The organism is Emticicia sp. BO119 (assembly GCF_013912375.1).
In the GTDB taxonomy this organism is placed as follows: domain Bacteria; phylum Bacteroidota; class Bacteroidia; order Cytophagales; family Spirosomataceae; genus Emticicia.
This window is the reverse complement of the sequence record NZ_JACETV010000006.1, coordinates 181811-201209: the sequence shown is the minus strand read 5'-3', so window position 1 is coordinate 201209 and position 19399 is coordinate 181811. Positions and strand designations below refer to the sequence as shown.

Genomic DNA, 19399 nt, shown 5'->3' with positions numbered 1-19399 from the left:
TTCGTTTGTAATACAAAGTATAGAAATGCCAGTCTATTTATCAAATAATAGGCTTAATTTGTTGTTTTTACCAAACTTATTATGCCTTCCTCATTCCTAATCACCCCCAGGTTAAGTAGTTGCAGATACCGATTCAATAAATCGAATAGAGATTCATTCCCCTTAATGCAAGCGTCAAAGTACCAATCCAGTTTTTCGTTTGCAACTTCTTCACAAATTGCCTGGTAGTCTTCTATGGTATAGCCTTTAAAGGGTTTCCCGAATTGTTGCCACATCAATTGCATTACATTATCTAATGAGCGGGTATGAATGGATACTTTTCGGATATGTAAATCTAATATCTGCGCAGCTATGGCTCCTTTATGATAGACCGAGACCTTACGGTCGGGAATGCTGGCGGTATAACCATCTAACCATAAATCCCATGAAGACTCAACAAGTGACTGAGATGCTTTATCTGCATGGTCGAAATGGCGTTTGAAACAAACCTCTAATTCTTTCAGGTATTGGGTTTCGTCAAATACTTCTGAACGACTCAGCATTAAATCTCCGTAGTAGGTGGTTACTCCCTCGGCTACAAAACAGGTCGAAAAGTAATTTTCTCTGGTATAATCGTAAGGGAGTAATTCAATGGGTCTGATCTTACAGATATTCCAGGTATGAAATAATTCATGCGAGGCGAGACCCAACAAATCGATGTATAATTCTTCAAAGTTCTGGCTATCAGGTCCTAATACCTGCATGGTTGAACTCCGATGCTCTACTCCATGATAATAAGCTACTGGTAATATCCATGTCAGGAAATGGTATTCCTTTTCTGGAAATTCACCGAAAATATTGATTTGCTCCTGAGTAAATTTCTTAAAGTCTGATTTAATGCGCTTAAAATCAGGGGTAAAATTACCTTCAAACCATAAGTTGAATTTTACCTTGCCTATCTTGTAAAAATCGTGTTTAAGGGTTGAACTGACAATAAAAGGGCTATCTGCCAAATGATAGAAATCAATAAAATGGAGCAGAGATTCATTTTTTTCTGTCGAAGACCTGATATCATTAATTCCGGCAATTTTTTCGTTCTCTCTTACTTGTAATTCTATCGTGCAGGATTCTTTTATTTTCCCTTCGGCATAGATACATAAGTTGACAGGATTTACATAGAAAGTATGCTCATCTACATAACTGCTTCCGGCATTAATAATTTGCGCATAGTAGTTATAGAGAACTATAATGTTATTTGCTCCGTTGGTTTGAACTTTCCATCGGTCTTTGGTGATTTTTTTTGCTGATAGCTGTTCTCCGGTATTATCAAAAACTTCAAATTGCTGAATATTTCTGGCAAAGTTTTGTAGTTCATAACGCCCCGGACGCCAGGCTGGTAATTGTAATTCAACAGAATCGCCGTTGAGATTATCAATAATACACTCTACATCAATAAAATGAGAGGCTCGGTCTTTGGAATAAATTTTATAGTGCATGAAACAATTTTTTGCCGCTGTGTTGGCTTTCTAAAAATTAATACGTATTTTTGCAGTCCGTTATGAAAAGCACGGATGAGTCAGCATTAAAGGAACAAAAATAAATAAATATAATGAAACGTACATTCCAACCATCAAACAGAAAGCGTCGTAACAAACACGGATTCCGTGAGCGTATGGAAACTGCTAATGGCAGACGCGTATTGGCTGCACGTCGTGCACGTGGCAGATGGAAATTGACTGTTTCTGACGAGAAAAAACATAAATAATCTCGTTTTTAGCAGTTTGATAGTTCAAAGTTTACGATTTGTAAATGCGACATAATCAAGATATTTTAGCCACCTTCCGGTGGCTTTTTTGTTTAGCTTTGTAATAAAAAATGGCTCTGTATTAATAAGAGTAACTCTAAGTGCACATCAATAGTTTTGCAGATTTGTGAAGAAAACTTTCAAGAAAAACGAAAGACTGTGTAGCCTGAAGATAATCGGCAGTTTATTTGACAGAAACAATTCTGCCAATGAGGGCGTTTTTGCCTATCCTGTCCGGGTTGTATGTAAATCATCAGAAGAGACGCACACGCAAGTACTTTTTTCAGTACCTAAACGCCAGTTTAAACATGCGGCCGATAGAAACCTGATTCGCAGGCGTATGAAAGAAGCTTATCGTTTGAATAAAGAATTGCTTAAAAATTCCTACTATATCTCTTTTATTTATGTAGGTAAAGTAATAGAAAACTATGTTGTGATTGAAAAAGGAATCAAAAACTGCCTTAAAAAATTATAAAGAGATATTATTTTTTTCTATTATCTATACTCCATTTCCCCGGCCCGGCAAAGAAGTAAATCATAGCTAATAAGGCAAATAGAAATGGGTACTGGTCTTCGTACCAGAATTTGCCATTGCCTATTTTGAAGCAGATAAAAAGCATTGTTAAAGTAATAACTATTGCCGCAGGGCGTGTCAGAAAACCTATGGCCAACAAAATTCCACCGATTAATTCGCATCCTTTGCCCAGATAGGCAAAGAAAACCGGAAAAGGCATACTTTTAACAGAATCCCATGAGGCGTAATCCTGCATTTTAGCACTTTCGAATATTTCTAAACCATGATACACAAGGAATAACCCGGTAATGATACGAATAATGGCAAATCCGGCGGTATTGGCTTCTTTCATTTTAGAGACGGTTTAAGTTTTGTTTTGTCGTAAAGACAAAAGTAGGATAATTTTTTACTTAAATAATCTCTCACCAATATTTTATAAAGCTTTGAATATGATCTATTTCTTTAGCTTCTCCCGAATCTCCATTAGCTTATCTTCATAAGATGCCCCCACAGAAATTTCATTACCAGCTATCCAGACGGCCTGACGAGTAATTTTCTGAATCTTATTGATGGCAACAACATATGAGCGGTGAATCCGGACAAATTGATTTGCGGGTAAAGAACTCAGTGTTTCGCTGATATTCTGGCGGCTCAATAGCTTTTTGTTTTTCAGTATAAAAGACATGTAGTTACCTTCAGCTTCTATGTACAGAATATCATCAAATAAAACTTTTTCTTCTTCATACCCAGTTTTCAGGAAGATAAAATCAGAAGTATTTTCCTTACCTAATTGGCTGAGCTCCAGAGCCTTGTTGCATGCTTTTGTAAAACGTGCCAGCGAAAAGGGTTTAAGCAAATAATCAATAGCATCAAGCTCAAAACCCTTTACGGCATATTCAGAATAAGCGGTGGTGAATACTACCATTGGTGCTTTCTGGAGGATATTAATAAACTCAATACCCGAAATATCAGGCATTTTTATGTCGAGAAATAATAAATCAACCTTATTTTGCTGCAAATAGGGAATAGCCTCAAAAGCATCAGTAAACGTTGCTTTCAGGTCAAGAAAGGGCACGCGTGAAGCGTGCACTTCTACTACTTCCAGAGCACGGGGTTCATCATCTATGGCAATGGCGGTCAGCATTAGCGTTTTTTTGAAACAAAAATAAGTTTTTTATTAAATTGATTTATATCTTCTTGTCAATAACAAACTATCCAACTGCTTATATAATCCGTTCAAATTGATTGGTCTTACTGCATGGGTGTTAATAATTTCTCCATTTTCATCAACAATAAATTGCCAGGGGTAATAAGGTACCTCGCCTTTATCTTCTTTGACTGTCTGGTTAAAAAGTTTCCAGCTAAATTCTTTGCTTACTAAGTAGTGTTGCCCTTTGGCATGAGCAGACGCCAATTTACGACGCCATAATACATTATTACTTATGTCTCTTAAAGGATAACTGCTTTCGGAGCAGATATAAACAAAGATAATCGGTTTGTCTTTATAACGTGCCTGCAAATGCGGTACATAGTCCCTCAACTCTACAAAGCAAGCACCACAATTAACAGAAGAATGATCGACATATAATAATGAGCCTTTATATTTATCTAATATCTGACTCAATTCATTTACCTCTAATGCCTCTTCAATATGAATCTCTTTATTGAGTTTCGATTCATAATATTTATTGGCAGAAAAAGAACCGATAATGATTACTACAAATATAGTAGAGCAAGTAATCAGAAGAATTTTAGTGATTTTTTTCATAGTTTCACTGTTTATTGGCTAAAATACGTTTTAACATTTCTTTACCACCTTCATTATCAGGATTCATTGCTATTGATTTCTGATACATCATAATTGCTTCTTCACGTTTGCCATTGGCATTTAAGGCTTCGGCGTAACTATCATATACATTAAAACTATTTGGGAATAAGAACGTATTAATCTTAAAGGTTTCTAAGGAATAATGCTTCTTGCTGGCCTGAAACAGCAGATCATACCCAAGCCAGTTCATTTCATTTTCAGATAGATAATAGTTGGTACTATCAGTTTTTAGTTCATTAAATACAGTTACAGCGCGGTCAATTCCTTGTTTCATTAAAGTAGCTCCGTATTGACGGGCGACCGATTTTTTATAGAATATTTTCTGCGGTGTTTTGCCATTCAGAATTTCCAGAGAAGCACGTATTTTGCCATAAAATGCCAATCCTTCCCGTTCTACGTTCTGATACATAATCACCGTTTGATTTTTACTTAGGTTTCTGTAGAAATTAGTTGCCAGACCAAAAAGATGCCCTCCATGACTAACTGCTTTGCCCAGTTCTGGATCTTCATAGATTTCCCAACCTAATCCATATGAGCTTTTACCTAATAGAGACATTTCACCACCAAATGGGTCATAATGAATAGTACCATTATTCAATCGGGTAGGAGTAAAGGCTTCATCCAGACTACTTTGCGAAAGTAGTTTGCCATTATAAAGCGCCTGGTCATAATTAAGCATATCAGTAGTAGTAGTCATAATATTACTATCTCCATAAGTCCCACCGCAGTTATAGGTACAGTATTTAATACCTCCGAATCTGATAGAATCTACACTTTTGTAAGTATCGTCATACCACGTAACCAATCGATGATTCACTACCAAATTGGTTGGAGGTTCAGTAGCACCTATTCGCAAGTAGGTATCAGACATATTAGCAGGCTCGAATATATTTTTCTTCAAATAAGATGCGAATGGCATTTTACTTAATTTTTCAACCAATAGAGCCAAGAGGGCATAATTAGTATTGCAATACTTCCATTTGTCTCCCGGTTCGAAGTAGAGTTTTTGATTCCAGTTTTTCAGAATAGGAATAATCGCCTGATTTCTGATAATACTATCTGCTTTGGCATTAACCACCGATTCATACAATTCTAAATCAGGCAAACCAGAGGTATGAGAAAGCAGATGTTTGATAGTAATGGTTGGAAATGGAAACTCAGGAAAGTATTTAACAAACGTATCTTCTAGTTTAAGTTTCTTCTTTTCTTTTAATTGCAGAATCGCAACCGAAGTAAAGGTTTTGGAGATAGAAGCCAGATTGAAACGGGAATCAACTGTGTTAAGTCTTTTGTTGGCAAAATCAGCATAGCCGAAGCCTTTCTGGTAAGTAATTTTGCCTTTCTCTGCCACTAAGATACCGCCGTTGAAATCTCCGTTTTTAGCTATTTGCGTAAATAGCGAGTCTAGCTTTTGTGTAGCTGTGCTTTGTGCTTGCGTGTTGGCTAAAGCAGTGAAATAGATAATAGTAATAATAAATAGCTTTTTCATAATTGTATATTGTAAAGAGTATCACCAATAAGTAATGGTAAGAGAAACAAAGAAATCCTGTTCGCTTTTCTGAATATCCAGACTGTAACGGTTTCTGTAAATCAAGTCCAGACGCTTTTTTACGTTTTCCAGACCTATACCATTATTGTCTTTTTCGGGGTCTAATTCAGATTTGGCATGTAGCGAATTGTGGACTTTAAAGTATAGCTTGGTATCATCAAATGTGAGTGTGATGTAAATCCATGATGGATTACGGAAACTAATGCCATGTTTAAAAGCATTTTCGATAAATGGATTGAGTAGCATGGGAGCAATAAAAATATCTCTGTCAGACGGCTGAATATTTACTTTGATTTCGATATTATCAGATTCTGCAATGCGCATACGTTGTATCTCAATATAGTTTTGCAGGTATTCTATCTCCTTATTGAGTGGAATCCTATCCTGATTATTTTCATTGAGCATAAAACGCATCATATCACCAAGTTTCTGTATGCCATCGGCTGTCATATCTGCATTTTCTTTCAATGAAACTGAATAGAGTGTATTGAGAGCATTGAACAGAAAATGTGGATTTATCTGCGACCTGAGTGAAGAAAGCTCAGCCGTTTTTTGGGTAAAGAGTGTACGTAATTGCAGTTTTTCTTTGAAAAAAACATTTTTCAAGAAAGCTATAATGGCTGACGCAAAAACAATAATAAAGAATACAATGAAAAATTCTTCGAAATGAAAACCTATTCTTAAAAAGCCATTAGCTGTCCAGTAAACTAATCGAACGGCGTAAAAAATAAGACTACCCATGCCACAAATGGCCAGAAATATGGTAAGGCCTATCGAAAACTCTTTTGAACGCGGATTAGCAATAAAAGGCATTACCCGATTAGTAAAAATCTCCTGCCCCAAGTAGGTAGTTCCTAGAACAATGGCTATAAATACTATATCCCGAAGCTCTCCATTCCAATAACTCACAGGTAGTTGTGCAACCAATGCGAATAGCAGAACAAACAAAGCAACGAAAGTAACTAAGAGATAGTCAAGATATTGGTAATTCTTCTCTGGTTCCTCGTGTAATTTGGTTTTTATGAAATAATAAAATTGCATAATCAATTCATACAAGCCTATAATAGATAGTAAAGCAATGGTATTACTCATTAAACGAGCTTTACGAAACAAAGAATAAACTTTAAAATCAATGATTTGACCTGAATTATCTAACCTGAACCTCCAGTAGAGTTTGAAGAAGTCATAAAAAAAGATACTTGCCAGACTTAAAACAGCCGTCAGAAGCAAATAGGCAAAGAATAAACTTTGTTCTTGTCCTTTTGATTTCCAACGTGGAAAAACCAGATAATGAAAAGTAGCCCAGGCGCAAAAGAAAAAAAATCCTCCTGCTATGGTTGGGAATATAGTATTGAGTATGTGATTGTAAGAACTCAGGCTTTCCCAGATAGTATGAATTGACCTTGGAATTGTATCAGCAGAGGCATTCTGAGTGCTGCGTTCGGCCAGTTCAACATCTCTGTCGAACCGGGCGGCCAATTGAAACAGGCGACGAGTAATATAGACGGTAAATGCCAGAAGGATAAACCAAAACTCGTAGCGCCTGAATTGTTTAAATGATTGCATAGCTTTTTCGTAATTTTTCAACAAAGCTATGGCTCAATCAACTGTGTGAGTAGATAATGTTATGAAAACCCTTAAAAATGTGATGAATTTTTAGAAGCCAATCTTTTTTCGTTTTTCCTGTGGTTCTGCTTGTTGCGTTCCTAATCGAAGTAAATCGCCCAATAAGCGTTGTTGCTCAAATTTTTCACGCCAGTAGTGAGCAGCCAATTGCCATTTTTCTACATCCGCTTTCAGTTTTTCGTTTTCCAGTTGCAATTTCTCTAAAGCAAAATCAACGGGTTGTAGTTCTACACCTAGCCATTCTAATAGATTAGATTTTAGTAAATTGGCTATTTCTGTAGCTCTGGTAATGGTCAATTCGGTTTTATTGCGTTCAATATCGCCATAAGCAGTGGTTGAAACGCCTAACATATCGGCCATATTTTCCTGCGAAAAGCCTTTTTGCAGACGTGCCTGACGAATTTTTTCTCCAATATTTATCGCTTTCATTTCCATAAGTAGTCGTCAAAAATTAATAGGTGTTTCTTGAAAAAGTATAAAAAGCCTTTTAAAATATACTAACGCTTTTCGAATTGTAATCTGTTCAATGAGAAGCGTTTATCTCGTCATAAATATATGATATAGAAAGATCTTATTAAACTGCTTAGATTGTAAAATCAGTTTATCCGATAAAATATCTGAAATTCTGACTACAATTTACTGAAAGAAATGACATCTTTGTATCGAACAAAACGGAAATATAGAAAGTTCTACTGTAGAACTTCACAAGGTTTTTTCGTGTTGAATAATAAATAAACACATATTAAATAGAAGATTGAAAATGCATTTTGGAGAAGAATTCCGTAAGTATGCTGTAAATCATCTCGGTATGAGTGGTTTGGCACTTGATGATTACATGAAACACAATGTCACTAACATGACGCCTAACATCATTGAAGAACGCCCGATGCGTTTCGCTGCGATTGATGTATTCTCACGTCTGATTATGGACAGAATTATTTTCCTGGGTACAGCTGTAGATGATTATGTCGCCAATGTGGTAGTAGCACAGTTGTTATTCCTGGAATCGGTTGATGCGAAAAAAGACGTGTTAATGTATATTAATAGCCCTGGTGGCTCGGTTTATGCCGGTTTAGGTATGTATGATACCATGCAGTATGTGCGCCCGGATGTAGCTACTATCTGTACATCTTTGGCGGCTTCGATGGGAGCGGTATTGTTGGCAGGTGGTGCAGCAGGTAAACGTTCGGCTTTGCCTCATGCACGTGTCATGATTCACCAACCAAGTGGTGGTGCACAAGGACAATCACGCGATATGGAAATCACAGTAAAAGAAATCATCAAACTTCGTAAAGAGTTATATGAAATCCTTGCAAGTCATACCGGAAAAACAGTAGAACAAGTAGAAGCAGATTCAGATCGTGACTATTGGATGAAAGCTGATGAAGCCAAAGAATATGGCTTGATTGATGAAGTTTTAGTACGCGATAAATAAGCTTTAAAACAGGTTTATATCATCATAAAAAAGGGATTTTTCTATGCCGTAAAAAGCATAGAGAAATCCCTTTTTTTGTGGGTGATGTTTATGTTTTTTCAAATGCTCAATATTAGAAAAGTGCAATTTTATTTGTTTGTTTTTTGACTTTCTTGTTATTAAGTCCGGTAAGTGTTTTTTGAATAAAATATTTTAGGAGAACAGGTGAAATCTGATAACTTAATGTAGCAAATGGTTAAGCCTTTTTAAATTTTAAAATTATTTAGTAATAGGGATATAGGTTTTTTTAAGGTTATTTTAAGAAATTTTTATTTTTAAATTGTTGATAATCAGTTGTTTAAATTTTTTTTCAAAAAAAGTTAAAAAAAAATTTGGAAAGTAGAAAATAAAATACGCTATCTTTGCAGCATCAAAAACAAGAAAACAATGTACCGATCAGAAAAACACATAGCACCGATTAATAGCACAGATATGCTATTGTTTGTGAGAGGGAATTGTTGGGCTTTATGTAAATGGAGGTAGAAGTTTTACACCAAAATATACAAAGCCCGACCTTCAAAGAAAGTCGGGCTTTTTTAATGCAAAAGGCCACAAGTTTAATAAATTTCAGAACCAGAATTTTTAAAGCAATATTTTTTTAATGTTCATCAGAAATACATATCAACATCAAAGTATTTCCCTAAGTCCGAAACGATTTGAGATGACCATACTATGCCCGATCGGGGATTTGGGTAGTGCGTCGTTTGTGAATTGGACAGCGGATTTTAGAAATGGGAAATGGCTGAGGTTTAAGTATTTATGCACATAGATTGTTCTGTTTAGAACGCTCCGCATAAAGCCCGACCTCAGCCACAAACGAGGTCGGGCTTTTTGTTTTAGCCCGAATAATTTCAAACAATTCAAATTGAAACGATTATGGGCAAGCATATATCAAAGCTTGAACGTCAGAAAAATTTACAAGAGAAACAGGCGTTTGAGAAACAAATCAAAATAGCGCTCGAAAAAGCAGCTAAAATGAATGAGAGTTTCTTGGCAATTATCAATGAAGCTCTTGACCCGAGTAGAACAGGCAATTATTGGAGTAATGCAAGATTTCGTTTTTTTATGGAATTTCTGGGTTATAACCAGAAGAGAAACAAAAAAGAAGTTTTTAAAAAATGGATTGAAAATTTAGTTTTTCTGACAGAAAAACTGGAGAGCAAAAATCCAAGGTGGTTTAAAGATATTTATTTTTTAGGTGCATTAATTCAGATTGCCAAATACAGAAGCTTATGGATTCGTCCACTTGAAGATTGGAAACCAAAAACTAAAAGTGAGCACGAAAGATTTAAGGAACTCATAGCTTTCTTATTTGCAAAGTACGCTTTTCCTCCTTTTTTGAATTATATATTTTTTTATCAGGAAGATTTTTTCTTTATACGGGATTTTATCTTTCTGGCACAAGGCGGGAGCATCAAACATATCAATTCAACTATTCCACTGAGCCAGAAGATGAAGGTTGAGTTTATGCGAAGCCCGGAGGGATTCAGAGTATTTGAGGCATTCAGACATGCACAAGTATTGGGTTTAGGAGGAGATGAGTTATTAGCTCATCGAATTGCCTACTCCTGGCTAGGCCGAAAAGAAAAGAGAGATGAAACCTTTTGGGAAAAGTTCATACCTATTCTGATTGCAGGGGGAATGTTTAATTATGATAAAATTGGGGAACTCATAGATTATGTTCGTCACGAACTCAATGAAAACAAAACCTACACGCTAAAAGGAAGAACATTGACTTCACTTATGCGCCAGAGTGATTTGTGGCACGAAGGGCTGACTTTCACAAAGGAGCAGAAAATGGAAAAGTTTGCCGTATGGAAACCATTATTTTCAGAGTTGTTCGAGGTGATAGAGGGAGTTGGGGAAAAAGCCAATCAGTACAAAATGGTTGAGCTATTATCTAACAAAGAGTTGATGGACGAAGGTAATAAAATGAATCATTGCGTAGCTACCTATAGCTCTTATTGCTCAAAAGGAAGAACCAGAATAGTTTCGTTGAGAAAATACCAATGCGGATTCGAGATGGAAAGGCTGGCAACCATAGAAGTGAATCTGGCAAGTGGAAGAGTAGTACAAGCCAAGTATCGATTCAATAAACCAATTAGTGAAAAAGCAAAGAGTTTATTAACCCAGTGGGTTGATGCTCAAGGATTTCGGATAGACAAATATTTGTAGATAATATCTAAAGAGTCGAGGACGTATAAATATGATAGTATAGACGATTATAGAGTATAATAACGTAGAATAAACTCACTAAATCAACACAATACGCATGGAGAATTGCAGGAGTGGCTTGATGCTCCTGCTCCATGCAAATAACAAAACGGAGGTAGCCCGAATGGACGAGGAGCTTGTCTTGAAAACAAGTAATACTGAAAAGTAGTATGGGCGGTCGCCGCGCGATTCGATTCCTATTGCCTCTGCAAAATTAAATGAGCGTGTACTCCAATCGGAAGAGAGAGCTGTCTCAGAAACAGTTAGATGTTGGTTCGAATCCAATCATGCTTACTAAATTCAGTATAATATAAGCTGATTTTAATAAATAATTAAGGGAAAATAGTCCGTAAGTGGAAGCGGGGCGGTTTGTAACACCGTTGCTCTGAGCCTTGTGTGTTCGATTCGCACTTTTCCCACCATAAAAGAGATGAAACCAAAAGATGAATCAGGGTAATTGTAATATTGCCGCAATTACCCTGGCTGTGATAGAATGTGCAGCTTGATTCATACATTTTTAGAGAGTAATTCCTGCTGGGCAGGACACTGCCTGCTAAGTAGTTGGTTCATGCGTGAATGAAGTTCGATTCTTCTGCTCTCTGCCAAATGATGATTGAAATATGGGAATAGCCAAGTTGATCAAGGCACTTGTTTGAAACACCAGCCATATAGGCGGCCGCCGCGCGGTTCGATTCCTGTTTTTTCCATCAGTAAATTACCGGATCGTCCAGAAGAAGGATATAACGATACGAACGTTAAGACCAAGGTTCGACTCCTTGTCCGGTAACAGAGTATGAAAAGTTATTAAGTTGAATTGCAATGCTCTTTAGAATATTTCAAATTGTAAATATTTGATTATTAGGTATTTGTATTTGCTTTGAAAAAATATTTTTTACTACGCAAAAAGGCTGCGTAGTGCGTGTGAAACTTTGTAGCATCAAATTGATAATTAAGTTCTTTGATAAGGATAAAAACAAAAAGAAGTGCCGTAGATGAGAGTTACTTCGCCTTCAACGCCGTGTGTCGCCGGTTCAAATCCGGTCTGCCTGACAAGTACGTCATTCAGGCAGTAGCTCAGTCCGGTAGACCAACGTAATAGACTCTTTTCGCTATTTGCCTTCTTTAAAAACTAGGTGTTATGCAGATGGTTATACAACGGTGTTTTGGAAACATCGGTTCGCAAGTTCGAATCTTGCCACCTAGACTATCAAGTGTCGTAGAGGAGTCATACTTCGTTTCGGGGTTGAGATATAGGTAGTTGCCGTGAGGTACAAACCCTATTTGTAAGGTTTTGCAGTAGTCGAAATTTAAGACGCAACCAAGTTCATGAAAGATGAGCCCATAGCAGACTGCTCGCTTGTTACCTTGATTAATCCGCTCGGTTAGGCAAATTGGCTAAGCCGCCACTCTTTCACGGTGGAAATTACGGGTTCGACCCCCGTACCAAGTACATGAAGTCTTAAAATTTAATAGTTAATACAATGAAAAATGATGTTATCAGATATTTCTTGGTAAACTCTGAAGAGACCGGAAGACATATTGTCACTTCTTTCCGAACTGGCAGAAAATATTATATAGAGCCTATCGGCAATGGAAGAATGGCAGATTGGGGAAGCTATAATCCAGGTACTGGTAATATAGAAAACAAGAAAGGAGCAGGAAAGCATACAGGTTCTGTTATGGCCGAAGATTCTGTAATTAAACCGGAAAACGGATTCGTGAATATTCATTTGATTGAAAGCGGAAGTCCGTATTCAATCATTGATGAGATGGATGCAAAATATCCGAGTATAAATTAAAAATAAGCAAGTGTCGTAGATAAGAGTTACTTCGCATTGATAACGCAGAGGTCAAAGGTTCGAGTCCTTTATAGACTTCGGTCTATTAGCTCAGGTGGTTAGAGCACTTAAAAGCCTTTTGTCGCCATTTACCTTGCTTATTTTTAAAATGTTGCGATTAGTGTAGTGGTTTACACAGCGTAATTGTTTACGCGATGGTTTGTGGAGCCGTTAAGATGAGGTCGAATCTCATATCGCAACCAATCAAATGCCAGAAATGGCTTTGATTAATACTTGATTAGGCAAAAATGCTGTGATTATTTGTGACTAACGCCTAAATCAGGTGCAATGAGGTGCCGTAAAAAAGTGTTACTTCGCTTGGTGACCAGAAGAAATTCTGAAAGGTTCGAATCCTTAAAACGCACTTTTTGCTTTTTGCCCTCATTTTTAAGATTACCTCATAGCTCAGTCGGTAGAGCAGCACCCTGTTAAGGTGATGGTCGTTGGTTCGACACCAACTGAGGTAGCATTATATTTTTTCGTTAATGCTGTGATTATACAATCGGATCGTCTAATTGGTCAAGACATCGGGATTTGGCCCCGAAGATTGAGGTTCAAGTCCTTATCTGATTGCTGGATAGTTTATACTATTACTTTGTAACTCAGTTGGTAGAGTACCAGCCTTTTAAGCTGGGAGTCGTCAACGGTCGGCCGCTGCCGTTCGAACCTGACCAGAGTAACATCAGGTGCCGTGGATAAGAGTTACTTCGACTTTAAAACTTTGTTTACTCTTTTCGATAATAGCCCTGAAATTAGTTTGATAGCTCAATGGTAGAGCGGTTTTCTTATACAAAACTGGTCGATAGTTCGATTCTATCTCAGACTACAAGTTTGGTGCATCAAATACTTCCTCTCAGAATGGTTCTGAGATGGCGTTATTCAAACAAAATTTTTTCAACCATGAAATTCAATATTTTGAATCGTGAGAAAAATGTTACTGTCAACCATCAGGGAGCAAAAGCCTATACGCTTACTCCTGCTATGGAACTATATACCAGCATAGTAACCAGTATTCTGTCAGATACTTTTTATGAAAAAGCTGATGACCGACTGGCTCGTATTCAGGCACTCATCCGTAAAAACGATGCCCAATTTGTGGCAAAGCTGGCTGTTTACGCCCGTGAAAAAATGTACCTACGCTCAATGCCATTGGTATTGCTGACAGAGTTGGCGCAGACTCATAAAGGTGATAATCTGGTAAGTCGTACGGTTGGCCGTGTAATTCAGCGTGCTGATGAAATTACCGAATTGCTGGCTTATTACCAGATGGCTAATCAACGGAAAGAAACCAAAAAACTGAACCGTTTGTCAAAACAGATTCAGAAAGGTCTGGCTGAGGCTTTCAATAAATTTGATGAATACCAGTTCAGCAAATACAATCGTACAGGTACAGATGTAAAGCTGCGTGATGCTTTGTTTCTGGTTCACCCAAAGGCAAAAAATGAAGCTCAGCAAGTCATTTTTAACAAAATTGCTAAAGATGAGCTGGCTACTGCTCAAACCTGGGAAGCTACTTTGTCAGCCGTTGGTCAGAATGATTTTGACTCAGAAACTGATAAACTGGAAGCAAAATCACAGGCTTGGGAGCAATTGATTCTTAGTGGAAAACTAGGATATATGGCAATGATGCGTAACCTGCGTAATATTATTGAAGCCAATGTGAGCCAGGAGGCTATCGAGAAAGTATGTGCTACATTGAGCAATGCTCGTGCAGTAGCTAATAGTAAACAATTTCCTTTCCGTTTCTTGTCAGCTTACCGTGAGGTAAAGCATCTGCAAAACGGACGGGTAAGCAATATTCTGACTGCTTTGGAAACTGCTGTGCAGCATTCAGCGAATAATATCCGTGGTTTCGATGCTCGAACGAGAGTAGTAATTGCAGCTGATGTATCAGGTTCAATGCAACGCGTGATTTCACCAAAAAGCACTGTTCAGAACTTTGATATCGGTTTGATGTTGGCCATATTGCTGCAAAACCGTTGTCAGGATGTAGTAACCGGTATGTTTGGAGATACCTGGAAAATCATTAGTGTGCCTAAAAACAATATTCTGGCAAACGTAATGGAATTCCATCGTCGTGAAGGAGAAGTAGGTTACTCAACTAACGGACATCTGGTAATTCAGGATTTGATTAACCGTAAAAAAGTTGTCGACAAAATCATGATTTTTACTGACTGTCAACTATGGAATAGTAATGGCGGAAGCCCGATTGCTCAGGCTTGGGCTGAATACAAAAGAATAGCGCCAAATGCTTGTTTGTATCTGTTTGATCTGGCTGGATACGGAAATACCCCGGTTAACACAGTTAACGAAGGTTCAGTATTTCTGATGGCCGGATGGTCAGATAAAATCTTCGATATTCTGGCAGCTATTGAAGAAGGAAGTAACGCAATTGCTGAAATCAATAAAATTGAAATTTAGTTTAGGGTTAGAATCACTTTCCGGGTCTGGTTTCTGGACCCGGAATTTTCAAAGGAACATTGGTGAAATGGTTATCATGCAATCCTGTCACGGTAGCGGCACGAGTTCGACCGGGGTGGCGTCCCACTCTCGTATGTTTCGAGATAGAAATTTTTAATGGAACATTGGTGAAATGGTTATCATCCTACCCTGTCACGGTAGAGGCACGAGTTCGATTCTCGTATGTTCCGCAATAGAAATCAACATTGAACCTGATGAGGGCTTCGGTATAGCCCCATAGTGTTGGAGCAATAGCTACCAATATGCTGTCAATAAAGTTTCTATTAATTAATCTGTGTGTCATTGGTTCAAGTCCAATCCGCCCGACTAATAGGGCAGTAGCTCAGTTGGTAGAGCAACAGACAAAAATGCAGGTTCGAATCCTGCCAGGCTCGTGAGGGCTTGTCGTGTAATGGTTAACACAATGGACTTCCACTCCATAATTTAGAAAACAATTAAATCAGTCTGAAACTATTCGGGTGTTTTCTCCTTCGCGAAAACACAGTTCAGTCCAGACTTGCAAAGAAGAGGATACCGATAGATAGAGGTGATTGCTTCAATGCTGCACAGCTATATATATTATAAGGTAGCTGTCTCATGGTTACGAGAGACAGACACTTTAGAATTATAGACCAGCCTAAGGCTATAGAACCGATTATCGAAGTCTATCTTAATCTGATTTCCGTTTCAAAGAATCGGGTAATGTAAGACTGATTTTTTAACAAAGTAATTATTAAAATTATCATTATTATGAAAGTAAATGCCAACCAAATAGCGTTAGTTCTGAAAAATAAAGCTTTCAAGCAATTGCTTGAGGAAGGTTCTTATGGGTTTTGGGGAAATGAAGAAATTTATGTTTATGAAAAAGGAACTGCATTTGAAGCCCCAATTGAACTAAATGCACTATTGCAATATACAGAAATAGTGGAAGCTTTAGATGTTATTGAAGTAAACGACAATGAGCTAATGGTTCAGTTTGAAGATAATCGTTTCAAAACCGTATTTACTCCTGGTAAGTACGCTTTTTGGAAAGGTTTTATAAACTATACTTATATGGCTATTGATTTGAGTAAAATCGAGATTACCGAGGCTTTTAGTCTTCAGTTAATCAGCACTAAATTATTGCCATATGTAAGGAGCTATACTGTTGAGGCTTACGAAAAAGGCGTCTTGATTGTAGATGGTAAATTTGCGCGTATTTTAGAAGGGGGTACTTATTACTGGTGGAAAAATTCGATTACTATTCAGGTAGCCAAAGCTGATATGCGTCAATTGCAACTGGAGATTTCAGGACAGGAAATTCTGACTAAAGACAAAGCAAATTTGCGTTTGAATGCCTTTGTGCAATATCGTATCATCGATATTGTGAAAGCTATGTATGAGAACAAAGACTACGAAAAACAAGTATATGTTGTATTACAATTAGCTTTGCGGGAATATATTGGGGGTTTAACTTTAGACGAATTGCTGGATAAAAAAGATAGCATTACTGATTTCGTATTGAAAAATACTGCCGACAAATTGGTAGGTTTGGGTATCGAAATCAAAGGTTGTGGTATTCGTGATATTATCCTGCCCGGAGATATGAAAGATATTATAAATCAGGTATTAATGGCTGAGAAAAAAGCCCAGGCCAATATCATTATGCGTAGAGAAGAAACGGCCTCTATGCGTAGCTTGTTGAACACTGCCAAATTGATGGAAGAAAACGAAACCTTATGGAAACTGAAAGAGATGGAATATGTAGAGAAAATTGCAGATAAAATCGGAGATATTTCAGTTTCAGGCAATGGACAGATTCTCGACCAATTGAAGCAGATATTCTTGAAAAATTAAAAATAGGGTAGGGGTCGAAAATTTTTACCCACTACATAAAATCATTAAATGGAAACAACAATTTTATTAGAAGAAATACTGGCGTTAGGGAATATACCCGAAAATCTGCAAGGCAGTTTTCTGAGAATAGCTAACGGATTGCATCAAAAGGCTGAATATCCTAAAGAAAAGGTATTGTGCCTATTTGCGCAGATGTTGGCTAGTCCCAAGAAATTTGCCTATTCAAAAAATAAGGTAACCAACCTGGCAAAAGAGATTTTTGACTTAGAAAAGCAAGGAACGAAAGTTGAACTTTCAGAAGAGGGGAGAAGCTATCTGCCTGCTGAATCTCTTGTATTTGAAATGGAGGAAAAAGAAAGGCAAAAAACTATTGCTTTTGATTTGCGGACTTCGGCTTTGCCCTATCAGATTTACGGTGCTGAACATATTGAGGAGGGGGCTTTGAAACAAATGGAAACGGCTCTTAGCCTGCCCGTTGCTGTGGCGGGCGCTTTAATGCCAGATGCCCACCAAGGCTATGGATTGCCTATTGGAGGCGTGTTGGCTACCACCAATAATACGGTTATCCCGTATGCTGTAGGAGTAGATATTGCCTGCCGAATGTGTTTGTCAGTTTTTGATATTCCGAGTGATTTCTTCAATCGCCAGCCTCATTTACTGAAACGTGCGCTCGTAGATAATACCAGGTTTGGTGTAGGTGGAGAAACGGCTCACAAGTTTGATGAAGCCGTAATGGATAAGACAGAATGGACAGCTACAAAAATCATCCGTGATTTGAAGGATAAGGCCTACCGTCAGTTGGGTACATCAGGTACTGGCAACCATTTTGTAGAGTGGGGGATAGTAGAAGTATTTGAAGATGATGACTTATTGGCTGTGCCTAAAGGAGAATATCTGGCACTTTTATCGCATTCAGGTTCAAGAGGTTTTGGTGGGGCTATCGCCAACTATTACTCTAAGGTAGCTATGAAGAAAACTAAACTGCCAAAAGATGCAGCTCATCTGGCATGGTTAGATATGAATACCCAGGAAGGGCAGGAGTATTGGATTGCCATGAATCTGGCAGGAGACTATGCGTCAGCCAATCACCATGAAATTCATAAAAAGATAGCCAGAATGTTGGGTGAACAACCAATCAAAATAGTTGAAAATCACCACAATTTTGCCTGGAAAGAGGCACTGGCTGATGGTACAGAGATAATAGTACATAGAAAGGGAGCTACTCCGGCAAGTCGAAATGACTTAGGAATTATTCCAGGCTCAATGACAGACCCTGGCTTTGTTGTACGCGGTAAAGGTGTAATTGAGGCATTAAACTCGGCGTCTCATGGTGCTGGACGCTTAATGTCAAGAACCAAAGCATTGAGTTCTATTACCCATAATGCTATGAAGAAGGTATTAGAGGATAAAGGAGTACAATTAATAGGCGGAGATTTAGATGAAGCACCTATGGTTTATAAAAATATCGAAACCGTCATTGCTTCACAAACCGATCTGGTAGATGTATTAGCTAAGTTTACTCCAAAAATTGTAAGAATGGCAGATGCCAATCGCAGAGAAAGACGGGAAGATTAATTTCTTCTCGTTTTTTATTTAATATCTTTCATTATCTCAATCAATTCTGCAATCATCATGGCTGTGGCACCCCAAACAATTTGTTCCTGAATAATAAAACCAGGCGTTTCAAATTTGTATCCTCTGGCCTCTACAAATCGGTTTTGTACGGTATCTGGATTTATAAAGTCAGATAGCGGCACTTCCAGAATATCTTCCACTTCACGCTCATCAGGATAAAAATCAGGTTTATAATTGATATATCCCATTACCGGCTGACAAAGTAGATTTGAGGGGTTGATATATAATTCGGTTAGATTACCAATAATTTTCACATCGGATGCCTTGATTCCTATTTCTTCCTGTGCTTCTCTTAAGGCAGTTGCCTGAATATTTTTATCTTTGAGTTCTGCCCTGCCACCCGGGAAGGCCATTTGTCCACCGTGTACACCATCATATTGCGGTCGTAGAATAAGCGGTAAATAGATGACTTCGCCTTTCGGATAAAACAAAAGCAATACACCACTTCGGCGGGTACTTTCATTAGGTTCACCCTTCAACCTCATTCGGTTGGGCGACATCTTTTTTACGATTTCTTCATGTCCTGGAAGTGGATAATTGGCCAATCGGTGGGAAAGCTTACTAATGAAGTCAGCGAAATTCACGATGTTAAAAAGACGTTAGGTTAATATTTAGTTTTTGCAATTTAAGCAAAAAACTTTA

The 19399-nt window shown here is 37.7% G+C and carries 16 protein-coding genes and 10 tRNA genes; 18 read left to right on the top strand and 8 right to left on the bottom strand.

Going from position 1 to position 19399, the window contains the following annotated elements:
* Positions 1–53: 53 nt before the first annotated feature.
* Positions 54–1475, bottom strand: coding sequence for a M61 family metallopeptidase (locus tag H1R81_RS19410; RefSeq protein ID WP_181842401.1), 1422 nt, complete (start codon positions 1473–1475; stop codon positions 54–56).
* Positions 1476–1588: 113 nt separating this feature from the next.
* Between H1R81_RS19410 and rpmH the strand changes: the two genes are divergently transcribed.
* Both rpmH and H1R81_RS19400 read left to right on the top strand, forming a co-directional pair.
* Positions 1589–1744: a 50S ribosomal protein L34 gene (rpmH, locus tag H1R81_RS19405; RefSeq protein ID WP_116985206.1), complete on the top strand. Its 156-nt coding sequence runs from the start codon at positions 1589–1591 to the stop codon at positions 1742–1744.
* A 166-nt stretch (positions 1745–1910) separates the two neighbouring features.
* Positions 1911–2258, top strand: a complete 348-nt coding sequence (locus H1R81_RS19400) for a ribonuclease P protein component (protein WP_181842400.1) — start codon at positions 1911–1913, stop codon at positions 2256–2258.
* A 7-nt stretch (positions 2259–2265) separates the two neighbouring features.
* Here H1R81_RS19400 and H1R81_RS19395 read toward each other — a convergent pair whose 3' ends face one another.
* The 6 genes from H1R81_RS19395 to H1R81_RS19370 form a co-directional block, all read right to left on the bottom strand.
* Entirely contained in the window at positions 2266–2649 is a 384-nt protein-coding gene (locus tag H1R81_RS19395; RefSeq protein ID WP_181842399.1) for a DoxX family protein, read from the bottom strand.
* A gap of 102 nt (positions 2650–2751) precedes the next feature.
* On the bottom strand, positions 2752–3441 hold the full coding sequence (locus tag H1R81_RS19390; protein ID WP_181842398.1) for a LytTR family DNA-binding domain-containing protein: 690 nt from the start codon (positions 3439–3441) through the stop codon (positions 2752–2754).
* Positions 3442–3474: 33 nt separating this feature from the next.
* A complete protein-coding gene (locus H1R81_RS19385; protein WP_181842397.1) occupies positions 3475–4065 on the bottom strand; it encodes a hypothetical protein in 591 nt (196 codons plus the stop codon).
* A gap of 4 nt (positions 4066–4069) precedes the next feature.
* Positions 4070–5614, bottom strand: coding sequence for a serine hydrolase (locus H1R81_RS19380; protein ID WP_181842396.1), 1545 nt, complete (start codon positions 5612–5614; stop codon positions 4070–4072).
* Between the two features lie 21 nt (positions 5615–5635).
* Complete coding sequence (locus H1R81_RS19375; protein WP_181842395.1) at positions 5636–7240, bottom strand: sensor histidine kinase; 1605 nt, start codon at positions 7238–7240, stop codon at positions 5636–5638.
* A gap of 90 nt (positions 7241–7330) precedes the next feature.
* Positions 7331–7729, bottom strand: coding sequence for a helix-turn-helix transcriptional regulator (locus tag H1R81_RS19370; RefSeq protein WP_229251175.1), 399 nt, complete (start codon positions 7727–7729; stop codon positions 7331–7333).
* Positions 7730–8060: 331 nt separating this feature from the next.
* Between H1R81_RS19370 and H1R81_RS19365 the strand changes: the two genes are divergently transcribed.
* The 16 genes from H1R81_RS19365 (at position 8061) to H1R81_RS19290 (ending at position 18697) form a co-directional block, all read left to right on the top strand.
* The gene (locus tag H1R81_RS19365) at positions 8061–8735 is read left to right on the top strand and encodes a ClpP family protease (protein WP_181842393.1); all 675 of its coding nucleotides are present in this window, start codon (positions 8061–8063) and stop codon (positions 8733–8735) included.
* Positions 8736–9650: 915 nt separating this feature from the next.
* Positions 9651–10949, top strand: a complete 1299-nt coding sequence (locus H1R81_RS19360) for a PcfJ domain-containing protein (RefSeq protein ID WP_181842392.1) — start codon at positions 9651–9653, stop codon at positions 10947–10949.
* A gap of 150 nt (positions 10950–11099) precedes the next feature.
* Positions 11100–11197: transfer RNA gene (locus tag H1R81_RS19355), tRNA-Ser, on the top strand.
* A gap of 11 nt (positions 11198–11208) precedes the next feature.
* Positions 11209–11282 (top strand) — tRNA-Leu (locus H1R81_RS19350).
* Positions 11283–11324: 42 nt separating this feature from the next.
* Positions 11325–11410, top strand: a tRNA-Tyr gene (locus H1R81_RS19345).
* A 97-nt stretch (positions 11411–11507) separates the two neighbouring features.
* Positions 11508–11593: transfer RNA gene (locus H1R81_RS19340), tRNA-Ser, on the top strand.
* Positions 11594–12117: 524 nt separating this feature from the next.
* Positions 12118–12192: transfer RNA gene (locus H1R81_RS19335), tRNA-Pro, on the top strand.
* Positions 12193–12364: 172 nt separating this feature from the next.
* Positions 12365–12438, top strand: a tRNA-Glu gene (locus tag H1R81_RS19330).
* A gap of 31 nt (positions 12439–12469) precedes the next feature.
* Entirely contained in the window at positions 12470–12787 is a 318-nt protein-coding gene (locus H1R81_RS19325; protein ID WP_181842391.1) for a hypothetical protein, read from the top strand.
* 433 nt (positions 12788–13220) lie between these two features.
* Positions 13221–13293: transfer RNA gene (locus H1R81_RS19320), tRNA-Asn, on the top strand.
* 124 nt (positions 13294–13417) lie between these two features.
* Positions 13418–13506 (top strand) — tRNA-Lys (locus H1R81_RS19315).
* Positions 13507–13580: 74 nt separating this feature from the next.
* A tRNA-Ile gene (locus H1R81_RS19310) sits at positions 13581–13652 on the top strand.
* Between the two features lie 74 nt (positions 13653–13726).
* Positions 13727–15247 carry a TROVE domain-containing protein gene (locus tag H1R81_RS19305; protein ID WP_181842390.1) on the top strand — a complete coding sequence of 507 codons (1521 nt, stop codon included), beginning with the start codon at positions 13727–13729 and terminating at the stop codon, positions 15245–15247.
* A gap of 158 nt (positions 15248–15405) precedes the next feature.
* Positions 15406–15477, top strand: a tRNA-Asp gene (locus tag H1R81_RS19300).
* Between the two features lie 559 nt (positions 15478–16036).
* A complete protein-coding gene (locus H1R81_RS19295; RefSeq protein ID WP_220275265.1) occupies positions 16037–17122 on the top strand; it encodes a slipin family protein in 1086 nt (361 codons plus the stop codon).
* Positions 17123–17170: 48 nt separating this feature from the next.
* Entirely contained in the window at positions 17171–18697 is a 1527-nt protein-coding gene (locus H1R81_RS19290) for an RtcB family protein (RefSeq protein WP_181842389.1), read from the top strand.
* A gap of 14 nt (positions 18698–18711) precedes the next feature.
* On the opposite strand, the gene H1R81_RS19285 is transcribed toward H1R81_RS19290, so the two are convergent.
* Positions 18712–19341, bottom strand: a complete 630-nt coding sequence (locus H1R81_RS19285; protein ID WP_181842388.1) for a CoA pyrophosphatase — start codon at positions 19339–19341, stop codon at positions 18712–18714.
* Positions 19342–19399: the final 58 nt, after the last annotated feature.

What these genes read in the sequence shown, in the direction of transcription:
- H1R81_RS19385 (WP_181842397.1), bottom strand. Translation starts at nt 4,065, where the DNA reads ATGAAAAAAATCACTAAAATTCTTCTGATTACTTGCTCTACTATATTT.
- H1R81_RS19360 (WP_181842392.1), top strand. Translation starts at nt 9,651, where the DNA reads ATGGGCAAGCATATATCAAAGCTTGAACGTCAGAAAAATTTACAAGAG.
- H1R81_RS19290 (WP_181842389.1), top strand. Translation starts at nt 17,171, where the DNA reads ATGGAAACAACAATTTTATTAGAAGAAATACTGGCGTTAGGGAATATA.
- H1R81_RS19410 (WP_181842401.1), bottom strand. Translation starts at nt 1,475, where the DNA reads ATGCACTATAAAATTTATTCCAAAGACCGAGCCTCTCATTTTATTGAT.
- rpmH (WP_116985206.1), top strand. Translation starts at nt 1,589, where the DNA reads ATGAAACGTACATTCCAACCATCAAACAGAAAGCGTCGTAACAAACAC.
- H1R81_RS19365 (WP_181842393.1), top strand. Translation starts at nt 8,061, where the DNA reads ATGCATTTTGGAGAAGAATTCCGTAAGTATGCTGTAAATCATCTCGGT.
- H1R81_RS19305 (WP_181842390.1), top strand. Translation starts at nt 13,727, where the DNA reads ATGAAATTCAATATTTTGAATCGTGAGAAAAATGTTACTGTCAACCAT.
- H1R81_RS19325 (WP_181842391.1), top strand. Translation starts at nt 12,470, where the DNA reads ATGAAAAATGATGTTATCAGATATTTCTTGGTAAACTCTGAAGAGACC.
- H1R81_RS19390 (WP_181842398.1), bottom strand. Translation starts at nt 3,441, where the DNA reads ATGCTGACCGCCATTGCCATAGATGATGAACCCCGTGCTCTGGAAGTA.
- H1R81_RS19295 (WP_220275265.1), top strand. Translation starts at nt 16,037, where the DNA reads ATGAAAGTAAATGCCAACCAAATAGCGTTAGTTCTGAAAAATAAAGCT.
- H1R81_RS19395 (WP_181842399.1), bottom strand. Translation starts at nt 2,649, where the DNA reads ATGAAAGAAGCCAATACCGCCGGATTTGCCATTATTCGTATCATTACC.
- H1R81_RS19375 (WP_181842395.1), bottom strand. Translation starts at nt 7,240, where the DNA reads ATGCAATCATTTAAACAATTCAGGCGCTACGAGTTTTGGTTTATCCTT.
- H1R81_RS19380 (WP_181842396.1), bottom strand. Translation starts at nt 5,614, where the DNA reads ATGAAAAAGCTATTTATTATTACTATTATCTATTTCACTGCTTTAGCC.
- H1R81_RS19370 (WP_229251175.1), bottom strand. Translation starts at nt 7,729, where the DNA reads ATGAAAGCGATAAATATTGGAGAAAAAATTCGTCAGGCACGTCTGCAA.